Annotated in this window: 23 protein-coding genes; 10 read left to right on the top strand and 13 right to left on the bottom strand. The window is 56.6% G+C overall.

Annotated elements, in window-relative coordinates; translation table 11 throughout:
* Window positions 1-5 precede the first annotated feature (5 nt).
* The gene (dacB, locus tag EE949_RS12450) at window positions 6-1,472 is read right to left on the bottom strand and encodes a D-alanyl-D-alanine carboxypeptidase/D-alanyl-D-alanine endopeptidase (protein WP_122664572.1); all 1,467 of its coding nucleotides are present in this window, start codon (window positions 1,470-1,472) and stop codon (window positions 6-8) included.
* 318 nt (window positions 1,473-1,790) lie between these two features.
* On the opposite strand from dacB, the gene EE949_RS12445 reads away from it, so the two are divergent.
* On the top strand, window positions 1,791-2,135 hold the full coding sequence (locus EE949_RS12445; protein ID WP_122664571.1) for a YggL family protein: 345 nt from the start codon (window positions 1,791-1,793) through the stop codon (window positions 2,133-2,135).
* 54 nt (window positions 2,136-2,189) lie between these two features.
* Here EE949_RS12445 and EE949_RS12440 read toward each other — a convergent pair whose 3' ends face one another.
* From EE949_RS12440 to EE949_RS12405, 8 genes are all read right to left on the bottom strand, one after another.
* Window positions 2,190-5,840: a transporter substrate-binding domain-containing protein gene (locus EE949_RS12440; RefSeq protein WP_122664570.1), complete on the bottom strand. Its 3,651-nt coding sequence runs from the start codon at window positions 5,838-5,840 to the stop codon at window positions 2,190-2,192.
* A gap of 8 nt (window positions 5,841-5,848) precedes the next feature.
* Window positions 5,849-6,475: a response regulator transcription factor gene (locus tag EE949_RS12435; RefSeq protein WP_122664569.1), complete on the bottom strand. Its 627-nt coding sequence runs from the start codon at window positions 6,473-6,475 to the stop codon at window positions 5,849-5,851.
* 346 nt (window positions 6,476-6,821) lie between these two features.
* Window positions 6,822-7,220, bottom strand: coding sequence for a response regulator (locus EE949_RS12430; RefSeq protein ID WP_122664568.1), 399 nt, complete (start codon window positions 7,218-7,220; stop codon window positions 6,822-6,824).
* Between the two features lie 268 nt (window positions 7,221-7,488).
* A complete protein-coding gene (locus EE949_RS12425) occupies window positions 7,489-8,820 on the bottom strand; it encodes a deoxyguanosinetriphosphate triphosphohydrolase (RefSeq protein WP_122664567.1) in 1,332 nt (443 codons plus the stop codon).
* Window positions 8,821-8,883: 63 nt separating this feature from the next.
* A complete protein-coding gene (locus EE949_RS12420; RefSeq protein WP_122664566.1) occupies window positions 8,884-10,041 on the bottom strand; it encodes an EAL domain-containing protein in 1,158 nt (385 codons plus the stop codon).
* Between the two features lie 131 nt (window positions 10,042-10,172).
* The gene (locus tag EE949_RS12415; protein ID WP_122664565.1) at window positions 10,173-10,511 is read right to left on the bottom strand and encodes a hypothetical protein; all 339 of its coding nucleotides are present in this window, start codon (window positions 10,509-10,511) and stop codon (window positions 10,173-10,175) included.
* Window positions 10,508-10,900, bottom strand: a complete 393-nt coding sequence (locus EE949_RS12410; RefSeq protein ID WP_122664564.1) for a phage holin family protein — start codon at window positions 10,898-10,900, stop codon at window positions 10,508-10,510. The genes EE949_RS12415 and EE949_RS12410 overlap by 4 nt, the downstream gene beginning before the upstream one ends.
* 5 nt (window positions 10,901-10,905) lie before the next feature.
* The gene (locus EE949_RS12405) at window positions 10,906-11,220 is read right to left on the bottom strand and encodes a DUF883 family protein (RefSeq protein WP_122664563.1); all 315 of its coding nucleotides are present in this window, start codon (window positions 11,218-11,220) and stop codon (window positions 10,906-10,908) included.
* 448 nt (window positions 11,221-11,668) lie between these two features.
* Between EE949_RS12405 and EE949_RS12400 the strand changes: the two genes are divergently transcribed.
* The 5 genes from EE949_RS12400 (at window position 11,669) to EE949_RS12380 (ending at window position 15,464) form a co-directional block, all read left to right on the top strand.
* A complete protein-coding gene (locus EE949_RS12400; RefSeq protein ID WP_122664562.1) occupies window positions 11,669-12,760 on the top strand; it encodes an acyltransferase family protein in 1,092 nt (363 codons plus the stop codon).
* A 33-nt stretch (window positions 12,761-12,793) separates the two neighbouring features.
* Entirely contained in the window at window positions 12,794-13,420 is a 627-nt protein-coding gene (locus EE949_RS12395) for a hypothetical protein (RefSeq protein WP_430735926.1), read from the top strand.
* 95 nt (window positions 13,421-13,515) lie between these two features.
* A complete protein-coding gene (locus EE949_RS12390) occupies window positions 13,516-13,752 on the top strand; it encodes a glutaredoxin family protein (protein ID WP_122664561.1) in 237 nt (78 codons plus the stop codon).
* Window positions 13,753-13,956: 204 nt separating this feature from the next.
* A complete protein-coding gene (gene sodC, locus EE949_RS12385; RefSeq protein WP_122664560.1) occupies window positions 13,957-14,478 on the top strand; it encodes a superoxide dismutase family protein in 522 nt (173 codons plus the stop codon).
* A gap of 95 nt (window positions 14,479-14,573) precedes the next feature.
* Window positions 14,574-15,464, top strand: coding sequence for a pseudouridine synthase (locus EE949_RS12380; RefSeq protein ID WP_122664559.1), 891 nt, complete (start codon window positions 14,574-14,576; stop codon window positions 15,462-15,464).
* 73 nt (window positions 15,465-15,537) lie between these two features.
* Here the strand turns inward: EE949_RS12380 and EE949_RS12375 are convergent, their stop codons facing one another.
* Both EE949_RS12375 and mobA read right to left on the bottom strand, forming a co-directional pair.
* Complete coding sequence (locus EE949_RS12375; RefSeq protein WP_122664558.1) at window positions 15,538-15,762, bottom strand: YgdI/YgdR family lipoprotein; 225 nt, start codon at window positions 15,760-15,762, stop codon at window positions 15,538-15,540.
* Window positions 15,763-15,857: 95 nt separating this feature from the next.
* A complete protein-coding gene (mobA, locus tag EE949_RS12370; protein ID WP_122664557.1) occupies window positions 15,858-16,451 on the bottom strand; it encodes a molybdenum cofactor guanylyltransferase MobA in 594 nt (197 codons plus the stop codon).
* 80 nt (window positions 16,452-16,531) lie between these two features.
* Here mobA and moaB point away from each other — a divergent pair, with 80 nt between their 5' ends.
* The 3 genes from moaB (at window position 16,532) to EE949_RS12355 (ending at window position 19,307) form a co-directional block, all read left to right on the top strand.
* Window positions 16,532-17,071, top strand: coding sequence for a molybdenum cofactor biosynthesis protein B (gene moaB / locus EE949_RS12365; protein WP_027898187.1), 540 nt, complete (start codon window positions 16,532-16,534; stop codon window positions 17,069-17,071).
* 7 nt (window positions 17,072-17,078) lie between these two features.
* Window positions 17,079-18,281 carry a molybdopterin molybdotransferase MoeA gene (locus tag EE949_RS12360; protein WP_122664556.1) on the top strand — a complete coding sequence of 401 codons (1,203 nt, stop codon included), beginning with the start codon at window positions 17,079-17,081 and terminating at the stop codon, window positions 18,279-18,281.
* 99 nt (window positions 18,282-18,380) lie between these two features.
* Entirely contained in the window at window positions 18,381-19,307 is a 927-nt protein-coding gene (locus tag EE949_RS12355; protein ID WP_122664555.1) for a glycosyltransferase, read from the top strand.
* 347 nt (window positions 19,308-19,654) lie between these two features.
* Here EE949_RS12355 and EE949_RS12350 read toward each other — a convergent pair whose 3' ends face one another.
* A complete protein-coding gene (locus EE949_RS12350) occupies window positions 19,655-21,463 on the bottom strand; it encodes a monovalent cation:proton antiporter-2 (CPA2) family protein (RefSeq protein WP_122664554.1) in 1,809 nt (602 codons plus the stop codon).
* A 247-nt stretch (window positions 21,464-21,710) separates the two neighbouring features.
* Between EE949_RS12350 and EE949_RS12345 the strand changes: the two genes are divergently transcribed.
* A complete protein-coding gene (locus tag EE949_RS12345) occupies window positions 21,711-21,899 on the top strand; it encodes a hypothetical protein (protein ID WP_122664553.1) in 189 nt (62 codons plus the stop codon).
* 28 nt (window positions 21,900-21,927) lie between these two features.
* On the opposite strand, the gene EE949_RS12340 is transcribed toward EE949_RS12345, so the two are convergent.
* Window positions 21,928-22,317 (bottom strand): Fe2+/Zn2+ uptake regulation protein, encoded by a 390-nt coding sequence (locus EE949_RS12340; protein WP_122664552.1) that lies wholly within the window; start codon window positions 22,315-22,317, stop codon window positions 21,928-21,930.
* Between the last annotated feature and the right edge of the window lie 23 nt (window positions 22,318-22,340).

Genomic DNA, 22,340 nt, shown 5'->3' with positions numbered 1-22,340 from the left:
GTCCCTTACTGCTGCCGTATAGACACTGTGTTGTCGCCCAGCTTGGGCTGACGATACAGCTCGACCAGCACTTCATCGAGCACTGACGAGGCGCCCCATGGCCGTGGATCGTTGAGGATGGCGACCACTGCCCAGGTATTACCATTGCTGTCGCGGCTGAAGCCGGCGATGGCGCGAACGTTGTTCAAGGTGCCGGTCTTGATATGCGCTTCACCCAGCAGCGGAGTGCGCTTCAGGCGCTTGCGCATGGTGCCGTCCATTCCTGCGAGCGGCATGGAACTCATGAATTCTGCTGCGTAGGGGCTTTTCCACGCAGCCTGCAGAATGATCGCCATTTCCCGAGCGCTGACGCGTTCGTCCCGAGAGAGCCCAGAGCCATTCTCCATGACCAGATGAGGGGCCGTAATGCCTTTCTTGGCCAGCCACTGACGAATTACCCGTTGTGCTGCTTTGGCGTCATCGCCATCAGCATCGTTGCGGTACTCCGAGCCCAGGCTCAGGAACAACTGCTGTGCCATGGTGTTGTTGCTGAATTTGTTGATGTCGCGAATCACTTCAACCAGATCCGGCGAAAAAGCCCTGGCCAGCAACTTGGCGCTGCCGGGTACCACGTCAACCCGGTCCTTGCCCTGAATAGTGCCGCCCAACTCCTGCCAGATCGCCCGCACGGCGCCTGCTGCATACGTCGGGTGATCCAGCAGGGACAGGTAAGTCTGCGAATTGCAGCCATCGCCAAGCTGGCCGGTGACAGTCACGTTAACCGTGCCATCCGGCTGGGTGACCGGGTTATAACGAACATCGCCACATTGTTTGGACGCGAGAGCTTTGACCTGGTTATCGACGCGGATAGTCGCGATCGGCGGCTCAACCGACACCATGACTTTGCCGCCATCGTTGCGTGTGATGAAGCGCAGCGCCTTGAGATTGACCATCAACGAGTCAGGCTTGACCAGGAACGGCTTGTTTCTGTCGTTACCATCATCATCGAACACCGGCAGTTGCGGTTGTACGAAGTGGCTGCGATCCAGCACCAGATCGCCGGTAACCTGCTGCACGCCATTGGCACGCAGGTCACGCATCAGCAACCAGAGCTTTTCCATGTTCAGCTTGGGGTCGCCGCCGCCCTTGAGGTAAAGGTTGCCACGCAGTACGCCGTTATTAAGCGTGCCATCGGTGAAGAATTCGGTTTTCCACTGGTGGGTCGGCCCAAGCATTTCAAGCGCTGCGTAGGTGGTGACCAGTTTCATGGTCGATGCCGGGTTCACCGAAACATCGGCATTGAACACCGTCGGTGTACCAGGCCCATTAAGGGGCAGCATCACCAGTGACAGCGCGTCATTACCCAGCTTGCTGGCTTTGAGCGCTTGCTGAACTTTGGGAGGGAGTGAAGTATTGATAGGCGCGGCGTGGACGGGCAGGGCCAGCGGTAAAAGAAGCGAGGCAAAAAACAATGGACGCAGTGATTTGATCATTCAACAACCCCTACAACAAAGACGGGACACGAGAGGGCATGGATGGTTTCCCTCGATAAAAATACAGATGACTCAAACAAAAAAATGCCGACACGGATCGTTAACAATATGTAATACGTCTGAATAGAGCGGCATTATGCCCCAACCGTGGGCGAGTTGTGCCTTGGTCAGGCGTCCGGGCCAAGTATTTTTGTCATGGCGATGCATAACAATGTCGCTATCAATGGAGCGGGCTGGTCTAACTGCGCCGGTTTTATGGGCATTTGCCTTGCCAAGCTGATAAAGTGCGCCCCGATATTACTCAAGAGGATTGTTCCAATGGCCACTAATCGTTCCCGTCGTCTGCGCAAAAAACTCTGCGTTGATGAATTCCAGGAGTTGGGTTTTGAGCTGAACCTGGACTTCAAGGAAGATCTGGATGACCAGGCGATCGACGCATTCCTCGACGCTTTTCTGACTGAAGCCATGGACGCCAATGGTCTCGATTACGTTGGTGGTGATGACTTCGGTCTGGTTTGCCTCGCCAAACGCGGTTCTGTCAGCGAAGAGCAGCGCGCAATCGTTGAAGCATGGCTCAAAGGTCGCAGCGAACTGACCAAAGTTGAAGTCAGCCCGCTGATGGACGCGTGGCACCCGGAAACGCCGATCAACCCGGCAGCCTGATGTCAGGGCGGCAGGCTTCATGCCTGCCGCTTCATCGCTTTCTTCACTCCCCCCTTACGCCGCTCTGTTCAACTGCTCCCGCAGCGCCTGTTCCAGATCAAGCATGGCAACTTCGATGGCTCGTTGACGTTTCTGGATGACGCTTTCGGTCGTTGTTTCCAGGCACGCATCCTCTAACGCTTCGCATGTCTCAATCACTTGGGTTGCACGAATGATTCGCGCGGCACCTTTGATCCTGTGCGCAAGCAGGCATAACTCATGTTGGTCCTTGGCTGGCAGCAGAACGGCAAGCTCCATTCGATCCTCTTCGCTGCTGCGCAGGATCTGTTCGAGCAACCGCCGAATCATCTCGGGGCGTTCACCGGTCAGGGCATTGATGCTGCCCATTTGGAATGCTGGCTGCCGTTCTGCAGGTGAAACCTGCCCGGTGTCAGGCTCTGTTTCATCCTGTGGGTGAATGTTGCTCAGGCGCTCGTTCAGGGCGTTCAGGCTGATGGGCTTGAACAGGCAGTCGTCCATGCCGGCTTCGCGACATCGCTGCTTCTCCTCCGGTTGAGCATTGGCGGTGAATCCCAGAACGGTGCAGGGTGGCCGGCGGGACGCTTGTTCCTGATTTCGGATTGCCCGGGTCAGGTCATAGCCATTCATGATCGGCATATTGCAATCAGTTACGACAACGTCGAAATGGCCTGCCAGCCAGAGGTCCAGGCCTTGTGCACCATGCTCCGCCACAGCACAGCGATGCCCAAGAAACTCAAGTTGCTGGCAGAGCAGTAAGGAGTTCGCTGGATGGTCGTCGACTACCAGAATATTCAGCGCAGCGTTGGCCTGTGCAGCGCTTGCAGGGTGTTCGGGGGATATTGCCAGAGGCTCCAGTGTGGTGAGGCTGAAGGTCATGTTGACCTGTGTGCCCTGACCTTGCTCACTGCTCAATTCCAGCGTGCCGCCCATCATCTCGCACAGGCTACGACAGATCACCAGCCCCAGACCGGCTCCGGTGCGTGCCTGTTGACCGTTGTCGTCAGCCTGGGCAAAAGGCTCGAACAGCCGCTGAAGGTCTGCCTTGCTGATACCGATGCCGGTGTCTTGAATCCGGACATGTAATTGCAACTGTCGTGGATCGGCCTCGCTTTCGGTTTGCAGGGTGATTTTGATCTGGCCCTTTTCAGTGAATTTGATCGCGTTGCTGATCAGGTTGGAAAGAATCTGTTTGAAGCGCAGCGGGTCGACCAGGACGTCGGTATTGATGCCGCTGTCCAGATCGAGCAGAAGGCTGAGGCTCTTTTGTCGGGCCAGCCCGTCGAACACGCGGACCACGGACTCAACCAATTGACGCAGGTTGGCGCGTTCAGGGCTCAAGGTCAGGCGACCGGATTCAATACGTGCGACGTCAAGGATGTCCCCGATCAGTTCCAGCAGGTCCTTGGCCGAGCTGTAGGCGACCTCGACGGCCGGCCGGTCAAGGTGGCCCTGGTCAGCGCGCTTGAGCGCCAGTTCCAGCATGCCGATCACCGCATTCATCGGCGTTCGTATCTCATGACTCATGGTGGCGAGGAAGGTACTTTTTGCTCGGTTGGCGTTATCCGCCTGATCCTTGGCGGCGCGCAGGTCCTCAATCAGTCGCCGACGTTCGCTGATATCGATCCAGCCGCCAATAATGCCTTTTACCTCGCCCAGTGAGTCCCGGAAGGGCAGAATCCAGTGGTATATCGTGAGTTGTCGCTCACCAATCTGCAGCGTGCGATCAAGAATTTTCGGACTATTGCTGGCCATGACCTGCTGATAATCGCTGGCAAACTCCCTGGCCTCGAAAACATTGCTCAGGACGCCTTCAGTGACACTTTTGTCGAGGATGTCTTCACGTCGAGCATCAAAAGCCTTCAGGTAGCTGTCATTGCACATGCGCAGCAAACCTTCGCGGTCGCGCACATAGATAGGGTGCGGACTGCCATTGACCAGTGCTCTCATGAACTCGAACTGGTCGTTCAAGGCCCGTTCGGCCTGCTCGCGCTTTTTGATCTGGCGTCGCATGTAGGCGTTCCAGGCCAGAGAGCCCAGTAACAGCAGACCTGCACCCAATATAATCTGGTAAATCTGTCGCTGGTAATCCTGCCAGTTGCCTCCGGCAGGGGTGAAAGACCGCCAGCGATTGTTGATCGTCGCGAGCTCCTGGGGCGCGATGCTCAACAACGCTTTATCAAGAATACTGCTCAGCTCAGTCGCTTTGCGGGAAGTGGCCATCGCAATCAAAGCCGGTTTGTCACCGACAGTCGTCGTGATCTGTAACCTGTTCTCGAAAATCCCCGATGCCAGGAAATAGTTAGCGCTTACCAGCGAGGTAATTGCAGCTTCGACCCTCCCTTGGGCAAGCATTTCCAGCGTTTGAAACGGGTTGTCAACTTCTATGGGGACCACCGCCGGAAACTCACGTCGCAGGAACGCCATGATTGGGCTGCCCATCGGGATTGCGACCCGCTTACCGCTCATCTGATCCAGATTGATCGAGTTCTCTGGCCATTTACGCGTGACCAGCACGAATGAGTTGTCCAGGTAGGGGCGACTGAAACTGAATTGATCCTCTCGCTCCTCGCTGGAAATCAGCGCGCCGATCAGGTCCGCCTGACCCTGGCTGACCTGACTCATCACGTCGGCCATGCTGGGCGCGCGGGTGATCTCGAAACGTAAACCGGTACGCAGGCGCACCAGTTCAAGCAAGTCAGCGGTTATCCCGCGAAAATTGCCACTGGCATCAAAAAACGTCAGTGGCGCATAGGACTCGTTGATGACAACCCTGACGGCCGGATGCTGTTCGATCCAGCGTTCTTCGCGCTGGGTCAACTGGAGCTTCTGATCCGTCAGCATCAAGTCGCTGGCACCCCAGCGTTTTGAAATTGCGATGCGTTCTTCGACCGGAATGGCTTTGAGAGTGGCGTTGATGATGTCCAGCAACTGACTGTTTTCGCCACCTACCGCGAAGCTGAAACCATCAGGCTCATGCCGGCTGAAATTGGCCATCTGGATATTGTTGAGGTAGCCCTTGTTGATCATGTATTGGGTGGAAATGGTGTCTCCGAGAAAGACATCCGCCTGATTGAACGCAACGGCATTGATCGCGCTTTGAAACGATGGATAGGTTTTCACTGCCGTTTTGGGGTAAAGCTTCTGGACGTCTTCGGGCGGCAAATAGTGGTACATCATGCTCAGGCGCATTTCCGCCAGGCCGTCAGTGAGTGCGCGTGTCTCGCCAATCCGTGTGACAAGCACCGGCTGATCCACGGCATAGGGCGTTGAAAGCTTGATGTTACGGTCGGTCGCTTCAAAACCGTTCGCGCTGCCCAGCAGGTCTATCTGCCCTGTCGCCAGGGCCGCAATGGCGGCTTGTCTGGACTCAAAGCGAAGGACTCTGAAAGGCAGGTCCAGCGCTCTGGAAATAATGCTCGCATAGTCAGCGGTAAGCCCTTCGTAATCCCGACCGGTAAGTGTCATGTCAAATGGCGGATAGTCAGGGGCCGAAGTCCCCAGAACCAGTTCGCGCTTGTTGCGTATCCACTGCCATTGCGTTTTATCCAGCTGCAGTTCCATATGCCCGATGCTGGAGCGACCCAGCAAGGTATACAGTTCGGCCGCAACGACAGCGGTCTGCCACCCGATGCCAAGGCAAATGCTCGTGGTCAGGATCAAATAGTAATTAAAGCGCTTGGACATCCTGTTCCTCACACTAGCGCGTTGCGTTTTGCCATCTCGATTAGTTCTACCAGGGTTTTGACCCTGAGTTTCTGCATCAGGCGCGTTTTGTAAGTGCTGACCGTTTTGTTGCTGAGAAACATGCCTTTGGCAATTTCCTTGTTCGTTCGTCCCTGAGCGAACAACTGCAATACCATCAGTTCGCGGTCATTGACCAGTTTGAACAGCTCTATTTCACTGGGCTGACCATTTTCTCCGCTGGGCGGAGTCAGTGCCTGACTTGGGAAGTAATTGTAGCCGGATAATACTGCTTTCACCGAACTGAGCAATTCGCTCAGGTCTTCCTGTTTACAGACATAACCGGCGGCGCCTGACTGCATGCAACGAATAGCGAACAGGCTCGGGGTTTGTGAGGTCAGCACCAGGATTTTCGAGGCAAGCCCCATAGAGTTGAAGCGGGCCAGTACCTCCAGGCCGTCCAGCTTGGGAATGCTGATGTCCAGAATGATCAGGTCGGGCATGCATTCGCGGACCATTTGCATGGCATCCACACCATTATCCGTCTCGCCCACGACTTCGTAGTTTTCGTTTTCCAGGAGCATTCTTACGGCAAGACGAATGACCGGATGGTCATCGATGATAAAAACTGAGTTCATAGTTCAATCCATACAAGATGCGAGGAAAGCGCGCACCTTAGCTCAGATGTTCGGGCAGGCACATGAAGAGACCCGGCGATAGATGATATATAGGAAAGTTCCTACAGTAATTAGAGTATTGGAGCACGCGGGAACTCGTTTTTGTGATGCGTAATGTTTAATTTGGGCGCAAATAGAGTGTGCGGCTTGGTGCTGATGATCATGTTGTTTATTGCGATTGGGAATTAACCTACACGCTGTTTATACGCTTTCAGTAGTTTTACCAGCATAGTTCACTACAGACTAAAAGGGTGTCGAGTTCGGTCGTGTTCGCGTCCGTCAGTACGGTTTGTGCGCAAGGGAGCGGTTAGCTGTCCGGGAAGCGCAACGCCATCAGCCGGGAGAGGTCGGGGCCGTGTAGCGGCTTGCTCAGACAGCCGAGCAAAGGGAGTCCGCGTTGAGTCGCCAGTTGTTCGAGGGCCTGCAATTGAGGTGTGTCCAGGCCGCTCAGAACGACCGCGCATCGCGCCATTCCTGCCTCGAAGGCCTGTTCGATGATGTCGAAACCCTCTCCGTCGGGCAGGCACTGGTCGCAAAGCAGCAGATCGTATGGCTCGGCGCTGCGCTGGATGGCTTGTATGGCCTCCGCTGCAGTGAGGGCAGGGGTTAACAGAAAGTACCCCAGATTATTCAGAAGTATCTGTGTGGCAATGAGTTGGAAGGGGTGATCTTCCACAAGCAGAATGCGTAAGTTGTGTTTAAACATCAGGTAGTCCGGCAGAAACTGGCGCAGCACGGACGCTGATCGGCGCACAGCTGCAGGCGTCGGGCAGCATCGACGATGGCCAGTGAGCGAGTAAGTGGAGGCGGCCAGTAATGGCTATCAAGCGGCGGAGTATCACGCAGGCACGAAATCATTTGCGATAAGACGATTCCTAAAAAAATGTAGGACGCGTCTGAAGTTGCCGGCGATTTGCTGCTGAGAAAGGTGCTGCCGCCCACTCGTTAAAAAACGCCGGGCGGCAGTGTCTGCTTTACATAGGGCTTGAGCGCCCGGTCATTTCCCTGGCCATCTCACTGGCATAGCTGTCGGTCATCCCGGCAATAAAGTCGATCATGCGCAGGAATGATGCATGCAATGGTGCATCAGGATCGGGAGCATTGTTGCCCAGCAGGTCGAGAATGCGCCTGTGCTTGAAAGAGGGTGCCCGGCCGCCGAACTGTTCCAGTGCGGCACCGCAGAAAGCGTTGAGCAGTATCTCCAGTGTGGTGTAGGCGCCTATCTCGTGCAGGGTCTTGCGCTTGTCCTGAAAGATTTTCTTGCGTGCCATGTCCTTGGCGCTCAGCACACAGCGCTTTGCGGGGCCATGCATGTGCTCGACCAGATCGCCACTGAGCGTACCGGCCAGTAATGCGTCCTGCTGTTCGACGAAGGCCCTCGCAGCAGCGTTGGTCAGATGCTCAATGGCTTTGCCACGCAGGATCGCCAGTTTGCGCCGACGTGAGTCATCAGGACCCAGTTGGCGATAGGTGTCAGGCAAATCATCGCCGACCAGCCCCAGCAGCAGCGATTCCACCTCTGCATACTCAAGCAACTCCATCTCCAAGCCGTCTTCGAGGTCGATCAGGGCATAACAGATGTCGTCTGCGGCTTCCATCAGATAGACCAGTGGATGTCGCGCCCAGCGCTGCTCCTCAAGTTGCGGCAGCCCCAGTTTTTGCGCGATCTGTTCCAGAATCGGCAGCTCGCTCTGGTAGCAGCCAAACTTGTGTTTCTTGTAGCCCAGGGAGTCCGCGTGGCGAGCCGTCCATGGGTATTTAAGGTAGGTGCCGAGGGTGGCGTAGGTCAGCCGTGTGCCACCGTCGAACTGGTGATATTCCAGTTGCGTCAGGACTCGAAAGCCCTGGGCATTACCTTCGAAATTGAGGAAGTCGTCGCGTTCTACCTCACTCATCGCATCGAGCCAGCCCCGGCCCGCAGCTTGTTTGAACCAGTTACGGATGGCGTCTTCGCCGGAATGACCGAACGGAGGATTGCCAATGTCGTGGGCCAGACAGGCCGACTGCACAACCATGCCCAGATCACTTGGATCACACCAGTCGGGCAGGGCACTACGCAGCGTTTCACCGACCCGCATCCCCAGTGAACGACCGACGCAACTGACTTCCAGCGAGTGGGTCAGGCGCGTATGAATGTGATCGTTGCTCGACACGGGATGAACTTGTGTCTTGCGCCCGAGGCGGCGAAATGCTCCGGAAAAAATGATTCGGTCATGATCTTTATGGAAAGGACTGCGCCCCAGTTCTTCCGGGCTGTGCAGGGTTTTGCCAAGTCGTTCGCGGTTGAGCAGGGTTTGCCAATCCAAGGCGTTTACTCCGTCGGTAAAGACTGCCTAGCTTCCGGGTTCGAAGACCCGGCTGCAAGGGGGTCAGAAACCCGCTGCGTCGACATCGATCAAGAGAATGCGTTGGTCGTTGTCGAAAAACTGTCCAGCGGTCAGGCAATACTGGTTGGTGGTAGCGTCTCGATAGGTATTGGAGAGGATCAGGCGGCGCTCGTGCCAGCCCTCGGCAAGTAAATGATAGAAATAGGGACGCCAGGACCAGTTGTGGCCAATGTAGGCGGTATCGGATTGCCATTCACCGTTGCGCCATTCCAGATTGGGCGTGAGCTGAGTACCGTGCCGGTCGCATTGGTAGAAGCGCAGTAGCCAAGGGTAGTCGTGCAATTGCGGCAATTGGTCAAGTGAACTCTGGTCCCAGCGTTGCAGGATGGACATCAACGAAGTGAGTTGCTGGCGCAGGCCCATGACCAGTGCCCGCTCCGCCAGCTTTTTTTGCACGTAGCGGTCGCGCAGTCGGGCAAATTGTTCAACGAACGCATCCGGCTCGAAGAATGTCTGCTCGCCGGGAGCAAACAGAAAGCCCTGGACGTAACGTGCGCCGCACTCGAGGGCAAAGTGTAATTCGGCTTCCGTTTCGACTCCTTCGGCGATAATCCAGCAACCGGTTTTTTCCGCCATCTGGGCCAGCGCTTTGACAATATCGCTGCTTGGCCCGCCTTTCGCTGCCGCCTGAAACAAACGCATATCAAGCTTGAGTATGTCGGGCTGCAAAGCGAGCACCCGGTCCAGTTGCGAGTAGCCAGCACCGAAATCATCGATGGCGATTCGTGCACCAGCCTCGCGGTAACGGCTGACTACTTCCGCGAGTCGCTGGCTGTTGCCATCCAGTTCTGTGATTTCAAACACGATGCGCTGCGGTTCTACAGCGTTTCGTTGCAGTTGCTTGAGGCTGGGCAAAGGCTGCCCGGGGCGCAGGCGAGAGATCCACCGGGGTGAGATATTCAGGCTCAGAAACCAGTCGTCAGGCGCCTGATGCAATCGGCTCAGAGCGTCGTCGCGGATAATACGATCCAGGCGGCGTAATGCAGCGGCAGGCATTTTCGGGTCCGCGAACAGCGGGCCCACTGACTTTAACTGGCCGTCGTCCTTTCGTACGCGGCCCAATGCTTCAACACCAGCAATACGGCCAGTAGCGGTATCAATGAACGGCTGAAAGCAGGCAATAGGTTGCCCATCAATCACATGGCCTCCTCAGTAAACTCGGCAGTTGAAATCAAAATTTCCACAGCAAAATGGATGGCTTCAGTGAAATCTGAAGCCATCCATCCAACTTGACAGGGAGGTGCTGCTTGCAAGAACGCAGCCAATTGCCACTAGCGTTTTCGGGACGAACCCAGCGCCATCCTGATAACCGGCAACAGGCTTACACCGAGTTTGATGATCCGGGTCAGGCCGCCAGGGCGCGAGCCTTTCGCACCTTTACCACCAAGGAAGCCCAGCAGCGAAACGACACCCATACCCCACAAAGGAGCATGCTTGATTCCCAGTGCGCCTTGCCAGTCGGTGCCCATGCCGCGAACCCTTCGCAACGGCTGGAGAAGATTGTTCGACTCCTGCCGGATTTCCTGGCGGTGCATTTCCATACGCAAGCGAACCAGCGCTTTGCGCAATTCGCGACGGGAGTGTTTCTGGTGAGATTCAGGCAGGCTCATCGCATCAATCGCTCACGGTCATTAGCCAATTCTTCGAGTGTCGCGTTGAATGGCGAGGACTCGTCGAATATGGCAGCTTTGAGACGCAGGGCGCAAAACAGCGCACACAACGTATAGAACACGCACAGGCCGATAATGCCGGCCAGACGATAGCTGTCCCACAACACGATTAGCAGGAGCGCCGACAGCCCCGTCAGCAGCAACAGGGCAAACACAAGCGCCAGGCCGGCGAACAAGAGCAGGCTCAAGGTGCGGGCCTTCTGCTCCTGAAGTTCAATGCCGAACAATTCCACATGACTGTGCAGCAGTCCGAGAACAGCCGCGCCCAGTCGCCGTGGCGACGATGAGGTCTGGTCTGATGCCTGACCGGATTCAGTTCCCGGAGCCATAATCGTTAGCGCCTTGTGGCCAGCAGGCCAATCAGGAAACCAACGCCAGCGGCGATGCCTACTGACTGCCATGGGTTGGTTTGTACGTAATCTTCGGTGGCTACGACGGCGGCCTTGCCTCGCTCACGAAGAGATTCTTCGGTGAGTTTCAGCGTTTCGCGTGCACGCAGCAGACTTTCATTGATCTGGCTGCGCAGTTCGTCGGCTTGCTCGCCTGCCAATGAGGCGGTGTGTTCCAGAAGCTTTTCCGTATCGGCAACCAGGACCTGAAAGTCAGCCATCAAGATTTCCTGGGCGTTCTGTGCTGTTTGGCGTGCCATTTTTCTCTCCATTAGGTGCGTATGGGCTTTCGAGTCCAGGGGCTTGCTGAAGGTTCACTTCAATGCCACATCAAATCCAGGTATCCGTATGAGCCGGTTTTGCGGTGTGTTGGTGCGTGGCCATTTGCTGTGCGCTGATCAGGAGCGCGCACTGGAGCAGATTTGACCTGGACGCAAGCGTGCTGTGCCCGGAGTTTCCACGATTTTACCCGCTCTGTCTCGGGGCATGTCCTGACGGATGCGGTTTGTTGCGGCGCCTTCAAGACGTGGCCTCATATGGACTGGATTTGGCTATGCTGTACCCCGACGCTGAATCGTGGGGTATCGTCTTGACGGCAGCCCGCAGGTTCACTCGCTGAAAGAGATACCTCTTTAGCAGGGGGCTTTTGGCAAATCATGGCAGTACTGTCGCCGTTCAGTGGCGTTCAGGCATGGGCTGGAGAGTGACATGGAGCGGTTGTATTCCCTTCAAGGGCTGAGGGGCCTTGCAGTGCTGGGCGTGGTGCTTTTCCACATGACGGCCGTCGAACTGAAGTACTCGGGGGGCGACAGGCTTTTGCCGGGCTGGCTGGATTTTTTTCAGTTAGGTGTTGATCTGTTTTTTGTCATCAGTGGTTTCGTGATGGTGATCGTCAGCCGTGGGCGGTTTCAGAGCAGCGTTGAACGGCAGCGTTTTCTGTTCAATCGCGTATCGCGTATTTACCCCACGTATTGGTTGTATTTTTTCATCACCCTGGTGGTTTATCTGGTTCAGCCAGGAATGGTCAACAGTGCTCACGGGGAGTCGAACCTGTGGCGGTCATTCCTGCTCCTGCCCAGTGACAAGGTGCTGCTGGTGATGGTGGCGTGGTCGCTGGTGTTCGAGTTGTGGTTCTACCTGGTTTTCAGTGTTTTGCTGTTTTTCAAAGAGCGCAGCTTGCCATTGCTGCTTGCTACCTGGGCCTTGGTGTTGCTGGTGTTCAATACGCTGGAGGATTGGCAGGAGTATTCGCCGGTGCTGGCGGTGATCCTTCACCCGTATGCGCTGGAGTTCATCGCCGGAGCATTACTGGCCCTGTTCTTCTATAGCCCGAACAGCGCGCGTATCCCCGGTTCCGCAGTCTGGGGGCTTTTGGCTGCGGCGGTGCTGCTGGGTATTCCGGTTATAGGCGCTTACGGGTTGTTTGAAGGCCACGGCTTGTCGAGGATGGTGATAGTCGGTGTGGTGTTCGCTACGCTGGTTTTCGCGCTGGCGTTGCTGGAGCGTCGCGGGCATGTTTCGATGCCAAAGGGGCTGGTGTCAATCGGCGACATGTCTTACACCGTCTACCTGTCACATCTATTGGTGCTGGGCGTTATCGGGCGTATCTGGCAATTGTTGGGCGGTTGGCCCGGCAGCCTGATGGACAACATTTTCTTCTGCGCACTGATGATGTGTGCGGTGCTATGTTACGGCTGGGTCGGTTATCGCTGTTTCGAGAAGCCGGTGCTGGATCGGGCCAATACCTTTGCCCGCAAATACTTTCGAGCTCGCTCATCTAGCCTGGAGCGGGCGCAGTAGAATTTTGGCGGCAACTCCCTGTTGGAGTGACAGTTGGATATACAGCTCGCGTCAATTACCCCTTACGGCGGCATCACCGTGATGCTGCCTGCCGCACTGGTTATCACCGGCTGGCTATGGATGACCCGTTCGCGGCGCTCGGCACTGCTGTGGGTCGCCACAGTGTTCGCGGTCTACTCGATCGTGGCGGTCAGTAAAATCCTTTTCAAAGGCTGGGGCGTGGCACTGGAGAGCCTGGGCATTTATGTCTTGAGCGGCCATGCGATGAATACCTGCCTGGTACTCACGGTGGGCTTGAGTCTGCTCGCCCGTCAGGTGCATCCGCGACTGAGCTGGCCCGCAGCAGCACTCGGATTGGCGGTAGGCTGGATGTTCAGCATCTACTGCGTTGCGCCATTCATTCATCCGTTGCCTGAAGCTGTCGCTGGCGCTTTGTTGGGCTCGTTGGCAGCCTGCCTTTTTTTGTTGGGTCTGGAGAACATCCAGCCGGGCAGAATTCCTTCTGCAGCCTTGCTGGTGGGGTTGCTGCTGATTGCCTTCAATACGACCACGCCCAAGTACACCGCAGAATCAATTCTGGACCGTATATCAATGCGTATATCCGGCGCTGAACAAGTCTTCAGGGCGCCTGACTGGCGGGTTCCCGAGGCCCCGCTTTGAGTTCTGCTCCTGGGCGTGGCATCCGCGCCTTTCTCGACGACCCTCTGCTGCAAGACTAAAATGGCTGCTAATTTCCTGTCTTGAGGGTCACCCGCATGCCTCCTGAATGCCAGTTGTTCGGCACCTTGGGGTGCCATCTTTGTGAAGTCGCGGAAGCAGAGTTGATGCCGCTGGTGGAGCATGGGCTTTTGGTTGAGCTGGTAGACATCGGGGATAGCGAGCATCTGGTCGAGACCTATGGCTTGCGTATCCCTGTCTTGCGTCGTATCGATACCGGCGCCGAACTCGACTGGCCGTTCAGTGTGGAGCGGGTTGTCAGCTTTTTATCGTAGGTGCGCGACCTGACCGCGCCAACAGATTCACATTTCCTTTAAGCCCTGATGGCTTGGGATGAGGGCATCGCAGACTACTGGCAAACATCCGTACACGAATTGAGTGGAACTTTTGCGCCGCTGAGCGTGTACAAGACTAGGTAAACCTTCATCCGGGCAGGCTTTTCTGGCTGCCTTGCACTTTTCTCAGCAAATGGACGAATGATGAAACCTTATCTCTGGCTTGGCCTTTTTGGCGCTTTTTCTCTGAATACAGCCCTCGCCGATTCGTTATCGGTTCCGATGAATCTGGTCAGTACTACGGACGCAGCGAAGCCGATCGGCGAAGTCATCATCACGGAAACCGAATACGGTCTGCTTTTCACGCCTAGCCTGACAACTTTGCCGGCGGGTGTTCATGGCTTTCATATCCACGAAAATGCCAGCTGCGATACGGCTACCAAAGACGGTGTAAAAATTGCCGCTCAGGCGGCCGGTGGACATTGGGACCCGAAAAAGACCGGCAAGCATCTGGGGCCTTACGCCAACGGTCACCTGGGTGACCTGCCAGCGATCTACGTCACTGAAGACGGCATGGCCAACTATCCGGTTCTTGCACCTCGTTTGAAAAAGCTCAAGGACGTCAAAGGCCATGCACTGATGATCCATGCGGGCGCAGATAACCATTCTGATATGCCCAAACCTCTAGGGGGTGGTGGTGATCGGGTTGCGTGCGGCGTGATCTGATACGCTCCGCCGATTCGCGATGGACAGGCTCTTGGGTGATAATGCCTGCGGCTCATCAAGAGCAGTCCCAAGAGCCTTTCCCCAAGAGCCCCAGTATGTCCGAGTCTGTGTTTTCTGCCGCCAACAGCCAGGCGAGCACTCTTTATCTACCCCCAGGCACGTGGGGGACTGTACTTGATTGCCTGTGCGCGCATTTCCGCGCCATCAGTCGCGAGCAGTGGCTTGATCGTATGGCCAGGGGGCGTGTGCTGGATGCCAACGGTAAACCTGTAGCAGCGGACCTGGCTTACAGGGAAGGGCTGCGCATTCACTACTTCCGTGAAGTCCCTAACGAAACGCCCATTCCGGTTCTGGAATCCATTCTCTATGCGGACGAGCACCTGGTGGTCGCCGATAAACCTCACTTCCTGCCTGTCACGCCCGCGGGAGAGTACGTCGAGCAGACATTGCTGCGCCGTTTGATCCGTCGACTGGATAATCCTGATCTGGTGCCGTTGCATCGCATTGACAGGCACACCGCAGGGCTGGTGCTTTTTTCTGCCAACAAGCAGACCCGTTCTGCTTACCAGTCACTGTTCCCGACCCGCCAGATCGACAAGCGTTATGAAGCCATTGCGCCTGCGTTACCGGGTATCGAATTCCCCCGCGTGCATAAAAGCCGGTTGATCGATGGCGAGCCTTTCTTTCGCATGCAGGAAGGGCCCGGCGCCAGTAATACCGAGACCGCCATGGAGGTTTGCGAACGCAACGGCGATCTTTGGCGTTACGGGTTGTACCCGGTGACAGGCAAGAAACACCAGTTGCGGGTGCATATGGCTGCGCTGGGGGCTGGTATCTGCAATGATCCTTTTTACCCCGATGTGATCAAGGACGCGGTGGATGATTACGCCAGACCCTTGAAGCTGCTGGCCCAAAGCTTGCGTTTTTGCGATCCGGTCACAGGGCAGTCGCGGCAATTTCACAGCGAGATTCGTCTGGACTGGTAATCCGGTATTTTCCGTAACCGATAAAAAACCCGCACTTGGCGGGTTTTTTTACATCTACTACACCGCAGTCAGATCAGAGGTCCTTGACGGTACGCACTTGATCCTTGTTGACGCGAGTTTCCTTGCCATCCAGTTGCTTGAACTCGTAGAAGCCCGAATCTTCATCATACTTGGGCGTATCGACGGCCTGAATTTCCCGGCCATCGGTCAGGGTGATCACGGTCGGCGATGCACAGCCGGCAAGCGATGCGAGGCCCAGTGCGAGCAAAAAGGCAGCGGGAAGGGTCCGTTGGTTCATTACGGTGTCTCCTGGTCGATTCTTGGTTAACTGACGTTAAGACGTAGCTGGCTTCAGCAAGTTCAATGAATATTAGTCGCTGCGCAAGGCTTGGGTCAGCCGGTGGTCCGGGTCAGCAGGTCCGGAGTATTGAGGTTGGCCAGCCGCGGATCGTCAGCCTCACATTGCACGGCGACGGCATGAAGTTGCTCCATGACCCTGCGCGGGCTGCGCTCACCGCTCAGCCAGGCGGCTTCAAAGGCCTTGGCGTGGAGAGTCGGGATCATGCAAAGCAGCGGTTGCCAGTGTGTTCCACTGCGTACCATGACCGGTTGCTCCGGGTGTTCGAACGCTGTTTTCCGCAGGCTCTGCAGCAATGAGTGGTCGATCAATGGCACGTCGCAGGGCAGCACCAGCAGATGTGAATGGTGCGCAAGCGGCAGGGCTGCGCGTATGCCCGCGAATGGTCCGTGAAACTCGTCGTTGCCATCCTGCACCAGTCGGTCAGCGTAAATCGCATAGTGTTCAAGGTTGCGATTGCAGGAGATAACCAGGTCGTCGGTCAACGGCCGGGTCAGACGATGCAGATGCTGTATCAGTGGTTCGCCCCGCCACAGGATCAAGCCTTTATCCCGACCGCCCATACGCTGACCTTGACCGCCCGCCAGCAGCAGGATCGAACAGGCGGGAAGGGGAATGACATCAGGCATGAGGGGGCTCGACCGAAGCAGGGAAAAGGAGTGCTGTGATATAACACCGGCCTGTTTTCCCTACAACTGTGGATTGAGCGATGAAAGCCAAGGCTGACACCCCCTTTGTACCGCTGAATATTGCTGTTTTAACGGTCAGTGACACCCGCACCCGGGAAACTGACACCTCTGGCCAGATGTTTGTCGACCGCCTGACTGAGGCCGGTCACAGCCTGATCGAGCGCGTTCTGCTCAAGGATGATCTGTACAAGATCCGCGCGAAGGTCGCTGGCTGGATTGCCGATGATGAAGTGCAGGTCGTGTTGATTACTGGCGGTACAGGTTTCACCGGTCGTGACAGCACGCCGGAAGCGGTTGCCTGCCTGCTGGACAAACAGGTCGATGGTTTCGGCGAGCTGTTTCGTCAGATCTCGGTGCCGGACATCGGTACATCGACGATCCAGTCCCGCGCATTGGCAGGACTGGCTAACGGTACGCTGGTGTGCTGCCTGCCCGGCTCGACCAATGCGGTGCGTACCGGCTGGGATGGCATTCTCGCCCAGCAACTGGACAACCGTTTCCGTCCCTGCAATTTCGTCCCACACCTGAAGCAGGCCGAACCCTGTGCAACGCGTGGATGACAAGCCAATGAGCAAGCCCTTGATGCCGGTCGAGCAAGCGCTGGCACGTTTGCTGGAAATGGCTGAAGCCGCACCTGTAACCGAGTCCGAAGCCGTTCCTCTGGCTCAGGCTCAGGGACGCGTACTGGCGCAGGACATGATTGCGACGCTTGATCTGCCGCCTTGGCCAAACAGCGCCATGGACGGTTACGCCTTGCGCCAGTCTGACTGGAACGGTGAGCCTCTGATCGTCAGTCAGCGAATCTTTGCCGGGCAGGCTCCGGAGCCATTGGCTCCTGGTACTTGCGCGCGGATTTTTACCGGCGCGCCGGTTCCTGAGGGCGCCGACTGCGTCGAAATGCAGGAGAACGCTGAAGTGTTCGCTGATCAGCGTGTCGGGTTCATCGAAACCCTGCAGGTCGGTCAGAATATTCGTCCTCAAGGCCAGGAGACTCTTACGGGCGACAAATTGCTGGCCGCCGGCACACGCCTGGGGCCGATTGAACTCGGGTTGGCGGCTTCTTTAGGACTGGCCGGGTTGCAAGTGGTCAGACGGTTGCGGGTGGCCGTTCTCTCCACCGGTGACGAGTTGATTGAACCGGGGCAGCCGTTGGGGCCGGGGCAGATCTACAACAGCAATCGTGTGCTGTTGTGCAGCTGGCTGAAACGGCTGGAGTGCGAGGTAGTCGATGCCGGGATTCTGCCCGACGATCTGGAGAAGACGCGCACAGCGTTGGGTGCGCTCAACGACGTAGATCTGATCCTTTCGACTGGCGGCGTTTCTGTGGGCGAAGCTGATTTTCTCGGGCACGCGTTGCGCGAAGAGGGCGAGCTTTCGTTATGGAAGCTGGCGATCAAGCCCGGGAAACCCCTGACGTTCGGTCATTTTCGGGGAGTGCCGGTGATTGGTTTGCCAGGCAATCCCGCCTCGACGCTGGTGACCTTTGCTCTGTTGGCCCGTCCTTACCTGTTGCGTCGTCAGGGTGTCGCTGCGGTCACGCCGTTACAATTTCCGGTACCGGCCGGTTTTGCCTGGACCAAGCCCGGTAACCGCCGTGAGTATCTGCGCGGAAGACTGGAGGAGGGGCGCGCGGTGTTTTATAAAAACCAGAGCTCCGGGGTGTTGCGCAGTGCAGCCTGGGCCGACGGCCTGATCGAGGTGCGCGAGGGCCGTACAGTGGCAGAGGGGGAATGGGTCAACTTCATTCCTTTGAGTGAAGTGCTCGGCTGATTGCGTTTTCACCCATCCGCATGGTCTATCTGCAAGGCATGAGCTACCCTCAAAAGCGCTGACAATTTGGGCATTCGGATTTCGCCCTGGAGTTTTGTTATGCCGTCTTTGAGAGTGGCTTGTGTCATCCCGACCTATAACGGGCGAAATGATTTACAGCGTTTACTGGATTCTCTGGCAACTCAGACAGCGGTTTTTGACACGCTGATTGTCGATTCGAGTTCCCGTGATGGAACCCTTGAGTTGGCGCGTTCGCGTTGCGCCAATGTGATCCGTGTCGACAGCAAGGATTTCAACCACGGCGGCACACGGCAAATGATGGTTGAGTTCAATCCCGATTACGACGTCTATGTCTATATGACTCAGGACGCGTACGTCGAGGACGTCGAGGCCATTGCCAATATTTTGCTGCCTTTCGCTGACCCGAAGGTGGGCGCTGTCTGCGGGCGTCAGTTGCCTCACAAAGATGCCAGCTTGCTCGCGCAGCATGCTCGCCTGTTCAACTACCCGCCGGTCTCACAGATCAAGACTCTGGAAGATGCTCCGGTACTCGGCATCAAAACACCGTTCATGTCCAACTCGTTTGCGGCCTATCGTCGCGAAGCCTTGCTGGATGTCGGTGGTTTCCCGCCGCATGTGATCCTTTCTGAAGATATGTACGTGACAGCCAAAATGCTTCTGGCCGGCTGGAAGGTCGCCTACGAAGGCTCGGCCGTGTGCCGTCACTCGCACAACTACACCGTGTGGGAAGAGTTTCGACGCTACTTTGATATTGGCGTGTTTCAGTCTCGCGAGGCCTGGATCTACGAAGCCTTTGGTGGCGTGGCCGGGGAGGGGATGCGTTACGTCAAATCAGAACTCAAGTTCCTCGGCCCCCGGCGTTTTCTGCTTTGGCCACTGTCGTTCATACGCAATGCTGCCAAATTGGTTGCTTACAAACTCAGCAAGCAGGAAAAACGTCTGCCTAAAAGCCTGAAGAGAAAGCTGGGCATGCATGGACGATATTGGGATGGGCCGTATGCGTAAACCGATTGCATCGGTGTTGGAATGCTATTGAGGTGCATTGAATCAGTGGCAATTGCTGCGCTGCTGATATTTGTTCCGTCCTAACGGCCGGGCCCCTTTGTTACGGCAAAGGGGCGAAACCATTTTACGCTGACGTCCGGCCCCCGCTTCGCGGCGGTTCCCTCCTTCCGGTGCCGTGGTGGGGCGACGCGCCGACGGGCCATCCATGGCCCAACGGCGCTCGCTCGGCATCCATGCCGAGCGCACCCCACCACGACACCTCCACTCGGCCTGCCGACGCTTGTCTCGCGTCGTTACGAAATTCGTGGCACGACATGCAAAAGCTTTAAAAGCGATCGCATTCGCGATCAATCCTTTCCGGCTTCCTCTTCCTGTTGGTCTGCCTCAAACAACTGAGCCAGTTCTTTCCTGGCTTCGCGAGCCGTCTGCAACACCTTCGCTGCATCGTCATAGACCAGATGTTGCGCTGCCAGAACCTGTTCATCGTGACGTTTGAAGCGGCTGATACGCGCATCAGCCTGGGTCTGGCTCAGGCCCAGACCTACCAGCGTACGTCGACTCATTTCCAGGCTGGAATAAAACGTTTCCCGCACTGCCTGAGCCCCGACATCAAGCAGGCGATGCACGTGCTGCCTGTTACGGGCACGAGCGATGATCTTGATGTTCGGATACAGCTTGTTGACCAGTTCGGCCGTCTTGATATTGATGTCGGGATCATCAGTCGCAATGATGAAAAACTCGGCCTGTTCGACTTTTGCCGCGCGAAGGATTTCCGGGCGCAACGGGTCTCCATAGAACACCGGAACATTGCCGAAGCTGCGAGAAAACTCGATGGACTCCACTGCCGTATCAAGCGCTACGAAGGGGATATTCTGCGCCCGTAGAATCCGCGCCACGATCTGGCCCATTCGGCCCATGCCCGCAATGACCACCCGAGGTGAATCGGTATTGATATCCCGGTATTCGTCCGGCACTTCCACGGTAACCGGCTTGGGCTTGAGCCAGTGGGCAATTCCCAGCAGCAACAGTGGGGTCAGCGCCATGGACAAGGTGATGGTCAACACCAGCGTGTCGTATAGGCGTGCGTCAAACAGGCCCTGATCACTGCCGATCTGGAACACCACAAAGGCGAACTCACCGCCCGCGGCGAGCACGATACCCAGTCGTAAAGCGCTTTGTTTACCCAGCCCACCCGCCAGACGACCAACAACAAACAGCAGTGGCAGTTTGATGAAGATCAGCAGCAGCGTCAGCCCCAGCACAACAAGCGGCTCGCTGAGCAGCAGGCTCAGGTTGGCGCCCATGCCGACGCTCATGAAAAACAACCCGAGCAGCAGCCCTTTGAAGGGCTCGATCTGTGACTCCAGCTCGTGACGGTACTCGGAGTCGGCCAGCAGCAGACCGGCGAGGAAAGCGCCCAGCGCCATGGACACACCCACCAGATCCATTAACCACGCGGTACCGATGACCACCAGCAATGCGGTCGCCGTGGACACCTCCTGGATTTTTGTCTTGGCCACAATACGGAACACCGGCCGCAGCAGATAACGGCCGCCCACCACCACAATCGCAATGACGCCTAATACTTCGAGGCCGTGAGTCAGGCCATCACTGGCGCTGAGCTTGTCATCGGTCCCCGCGAGCAATGGCACCATGGCAATCAGTGGAATGGCCGCGATGTCCTGAAACAGCAGAATGGCAAATGCCAGTCGACCGTGAGGGCTATTGAGTTCCTTGCGTTCGGCCAGGCTTTGCAGGCCGAAGGCTGTGGAAGACAGCGCCAGCCCTAGCCCCAGCACAACGGCAGTATTCAGTGGCTGACCGAAGGCGAGCAGGGCAATGACGCCGATGACCAGTCCCGTCAACAAGACTTGCGCCATACCGACGCCGAATACGGCCTTGCGCATGACCCACAAACGTTTGGGCGAAAGTTCGAGGCCGATGATAAACAGCAGCAGAACTACGCCCAGTTCAGAGATATGGCTGACGCTCTCAGGATTGCCGATCAGCCCCAGTACTGAAGGGCCTATGATTACACCGGCGAACAGATAGCCGATAACGGCCCCCAGTTGCAGCCGTTTGGCCAGTGGGACGGTCAAAACCGCGGCAAACAGAAACACGACTGCGGCCTGCAACAGGCTGCCTTCATGGGGCATGGTTGACTCCTTGCTAATCACGAAAAGGCCGCATGAGCAGCCTTGAATAAAGGCTATTAAACCATGCGAATTGTAACCAGCGTTGTCCGGATGTGCTCTGGCGTGGGTATCTGGCGAGCGTGGCGGGATAAATCGCTGCAGGGAGCAGGCATGCAGGATGCCGATGTCAGGCTTGGCACATCAGCGTAAGATAGGCGCGCATTTGTGCGCAACGAGTGCAGTCCATGAAGATTTCAGGAACCTTGTAATGACCAATAAACAACGTTTGATTTATTCGCTGCTGATTGCCCTGGCGGTACTGGCGATCATGCTGGGCCTGTCTCGTTTGCAGGCCAGCGGTGTCATCACCGAGCAAACTTTCCAGTACATCGCCATCGCCGTTGCCGTTCTGGTCGTGGTCATCAACGGCGTGATACGCCGCAAGGTCAAACGCTGAGAGCTTGCGGTTCAGTGCAACCGGGCAGTTACTGTGCCGACTTGTCCGGTTCGTTGAGCTGTTGCATGGCCTGAGGATGCAGGCTGTAGCTCTTGTCCGGATTGAGAAAAATAACACCTTCGTCGCACAGGCGTTTCAATACTTCCCGCACGCTCAGGAAGGACAACGGGATATCCAGCTTCAGCAATTGGCTGTGTACGCCACGAACGCCCAGAGGCTGTCCTTCGCTGGTGGCGTGCAGCAGCGCATCCAGGACCTTCAAACGGACCAGGCTGGTCCGCAGACCAAAGCTTTTCAGCAGCTTCCTGATGGGTTCGTTGCTCTGACGCTCGGTATCGGTCGCTGGCGCCTGGGCCTGCGCTGCAATGGCTGACTGGCGCAGCATCGTTCGGGTGGTGGTGGCTTGACGATTAAACATGCGCAAATTCCTTTTCAGGCTCA

This window comes from Pseudomonas viridiflava (genome assembly GCF_900602065.1).
GTDB lineage: Bacteria > Pseudomonadota > Gammaproteobacteria > Pseudomonadales > Pseudomonadaceae > Aquipseudomonas.
This window is presented reverse-complemented; position numbering and strand designations above follow the sequence as displayed.

What these genes read in the sequence shown, in the direction of transcription:
- EE949_RS12355 (WP_122664555.1), top strand. Translation starts at nt 18,381, where the DNA reads ATGCCGTCTTTGAGAGTGGCTTGTGTCATCCCGACCTATAACGGGCGA.
- moaB (WP_027898187.1), top strand. Translation starts at nt 16,532, where the DNA reads ATGAAAGCCAAGGCTGACACCCCCTTTGTACCGCTGAATATTGCTGTT.
- EE949_RS12345 (WP_122664553.1), top strand. Translation starts at nt 21,711, where the DNA reads ATGACCAATAAACAACGTTTGATTTATTCGCTGCTGATTGCCCTGGCG.
- EE949_RS12390 (WP_122664561.1), top strand. Translation starts at nt 13,516, where the DNA reads ATGCCTCCTGAATGCCAGTTGTTCGGCACCTTGGGGTGCCATCTTTGT.
- EE949_RS12380 (WP_122664559.1), top strand. Translation starts at nt 14,574, where the DNA reads ATGTCCGAGTCTGTGTTTTCTGCCGCCAACAGCCAGGCGAGCACTCTT.
- EE949_RS12340 (WP_122664552.1), bottom strand. Translation starts at nt 22,317, where the DNA reads ATGTTTAATCGTCAAGCCACCACCACCCGAACGATGCTGCGCCAGTCA.
- sodC (WP_122664560.1), top strand. Translation starts at nt 13,957, where the DNA reads ATGAAACCTTATCTCTGGCTTGGCCTTTTTGGCGCTTTTTCTCTGAAT.
- EE949_RS12445 (WP_122664571.1), top strand. Translation starts at nt 1,791, where the DNA reads ATGGCCACTAATCGTTCCCGTCGTCTGCGCAAAAAACTCTGCGTTGAT.
- EE949_RS12415 (WP_122664565.1), bottom strand. Translation starts at nt 10,511, where the DNA reads ATGAGCCTGCCTGAATCTCACCAGAAACACTCCCGTCGCGAATTGCGC.
- EE949_RS12430 (WP_122664568.1), bottom strand. Translation starts at nt 7,220, where the DNA reads ATGTTTAAACACAACTTACGCATTCTGCTTGTGGAAGATCACCCCTTC.
- EE949_RS12375 (WP_122664558.1), bottom strand. Translation starts at nt 15,762, where the DNA reads ATGAACCAACGGACCCTTCCCGCTGCCTTTTTGCTCGCACTGGGCCTC.
- EE949_RS12440 (WP_122664570.1), bottom strand. Translation starts at nt 5,840, where the DNA reads ATGTCCAAGCGCTTTAATTACTATTTGATCCTGACCACGAGCATTTGC.
- EE949_RS12410 (WP_122664564.1), bottom strand. Translation starts at nt 10,900, where the DNA reads ATGGCTCCGGGAACTGAATCCGGTCAGGCATCAGACCAGACCTCATCG.
- EE949_RS12405 (WP_122664563.1), bottom strand. Translation starts at nt 11,220, where the DNA reads ATGGCACGCCAAACAGCACAGAACGCCCAGGAAATCTTGATGGCTGAC.
- EE949_RS12400 (WP_122664562.1), top strand. Translation starts at nt 11,669, where the DNA reads ATGGAGCGGTTGTATTCCCTTCAAGGGCTGAGGGGCCTTGCAGTGCTG.
- EE949_RS12435 (WP_122664569.1), bottom strand. Translation starts at nt 6,475, where the DNA reads ATGAACTCAGTTTTTATCATCGATGACCATCCGGTCATTCGTCTTGCC.
- dacB (WP_122664572.1), bottom strand. Translation starts at nt 1,472, where the DNA reads ATGATCAAATCACTGCGTCCATTGTTTTTTGCCTCGCTTCTTTTACCG.
- EE949_RS12360 (WP_122664556.1), top strand. Translation starts at nt 17,079, where the DNA reads ATGAGCAAGCCCTTGATGCCGGTCGAGCAAGCGCTGGCACGTTTGCTG.
- mobA (WP_122664557.1), bottom strand. Translation starts at nt 16,451, where the DNA reads ATGCCTGATGTCATTCCCCTTCCCGCCTGTTCGATCCTGCTGCTGGCG.
- EE949_RS12350 (WP_122664554.1), bottom strand. Translation starts at nt 21,463, where the DNA reads ATGCCCCATGAAGGCAGCCTGTTGCAGGCCGCAGTCGTGTTTCTGTTT.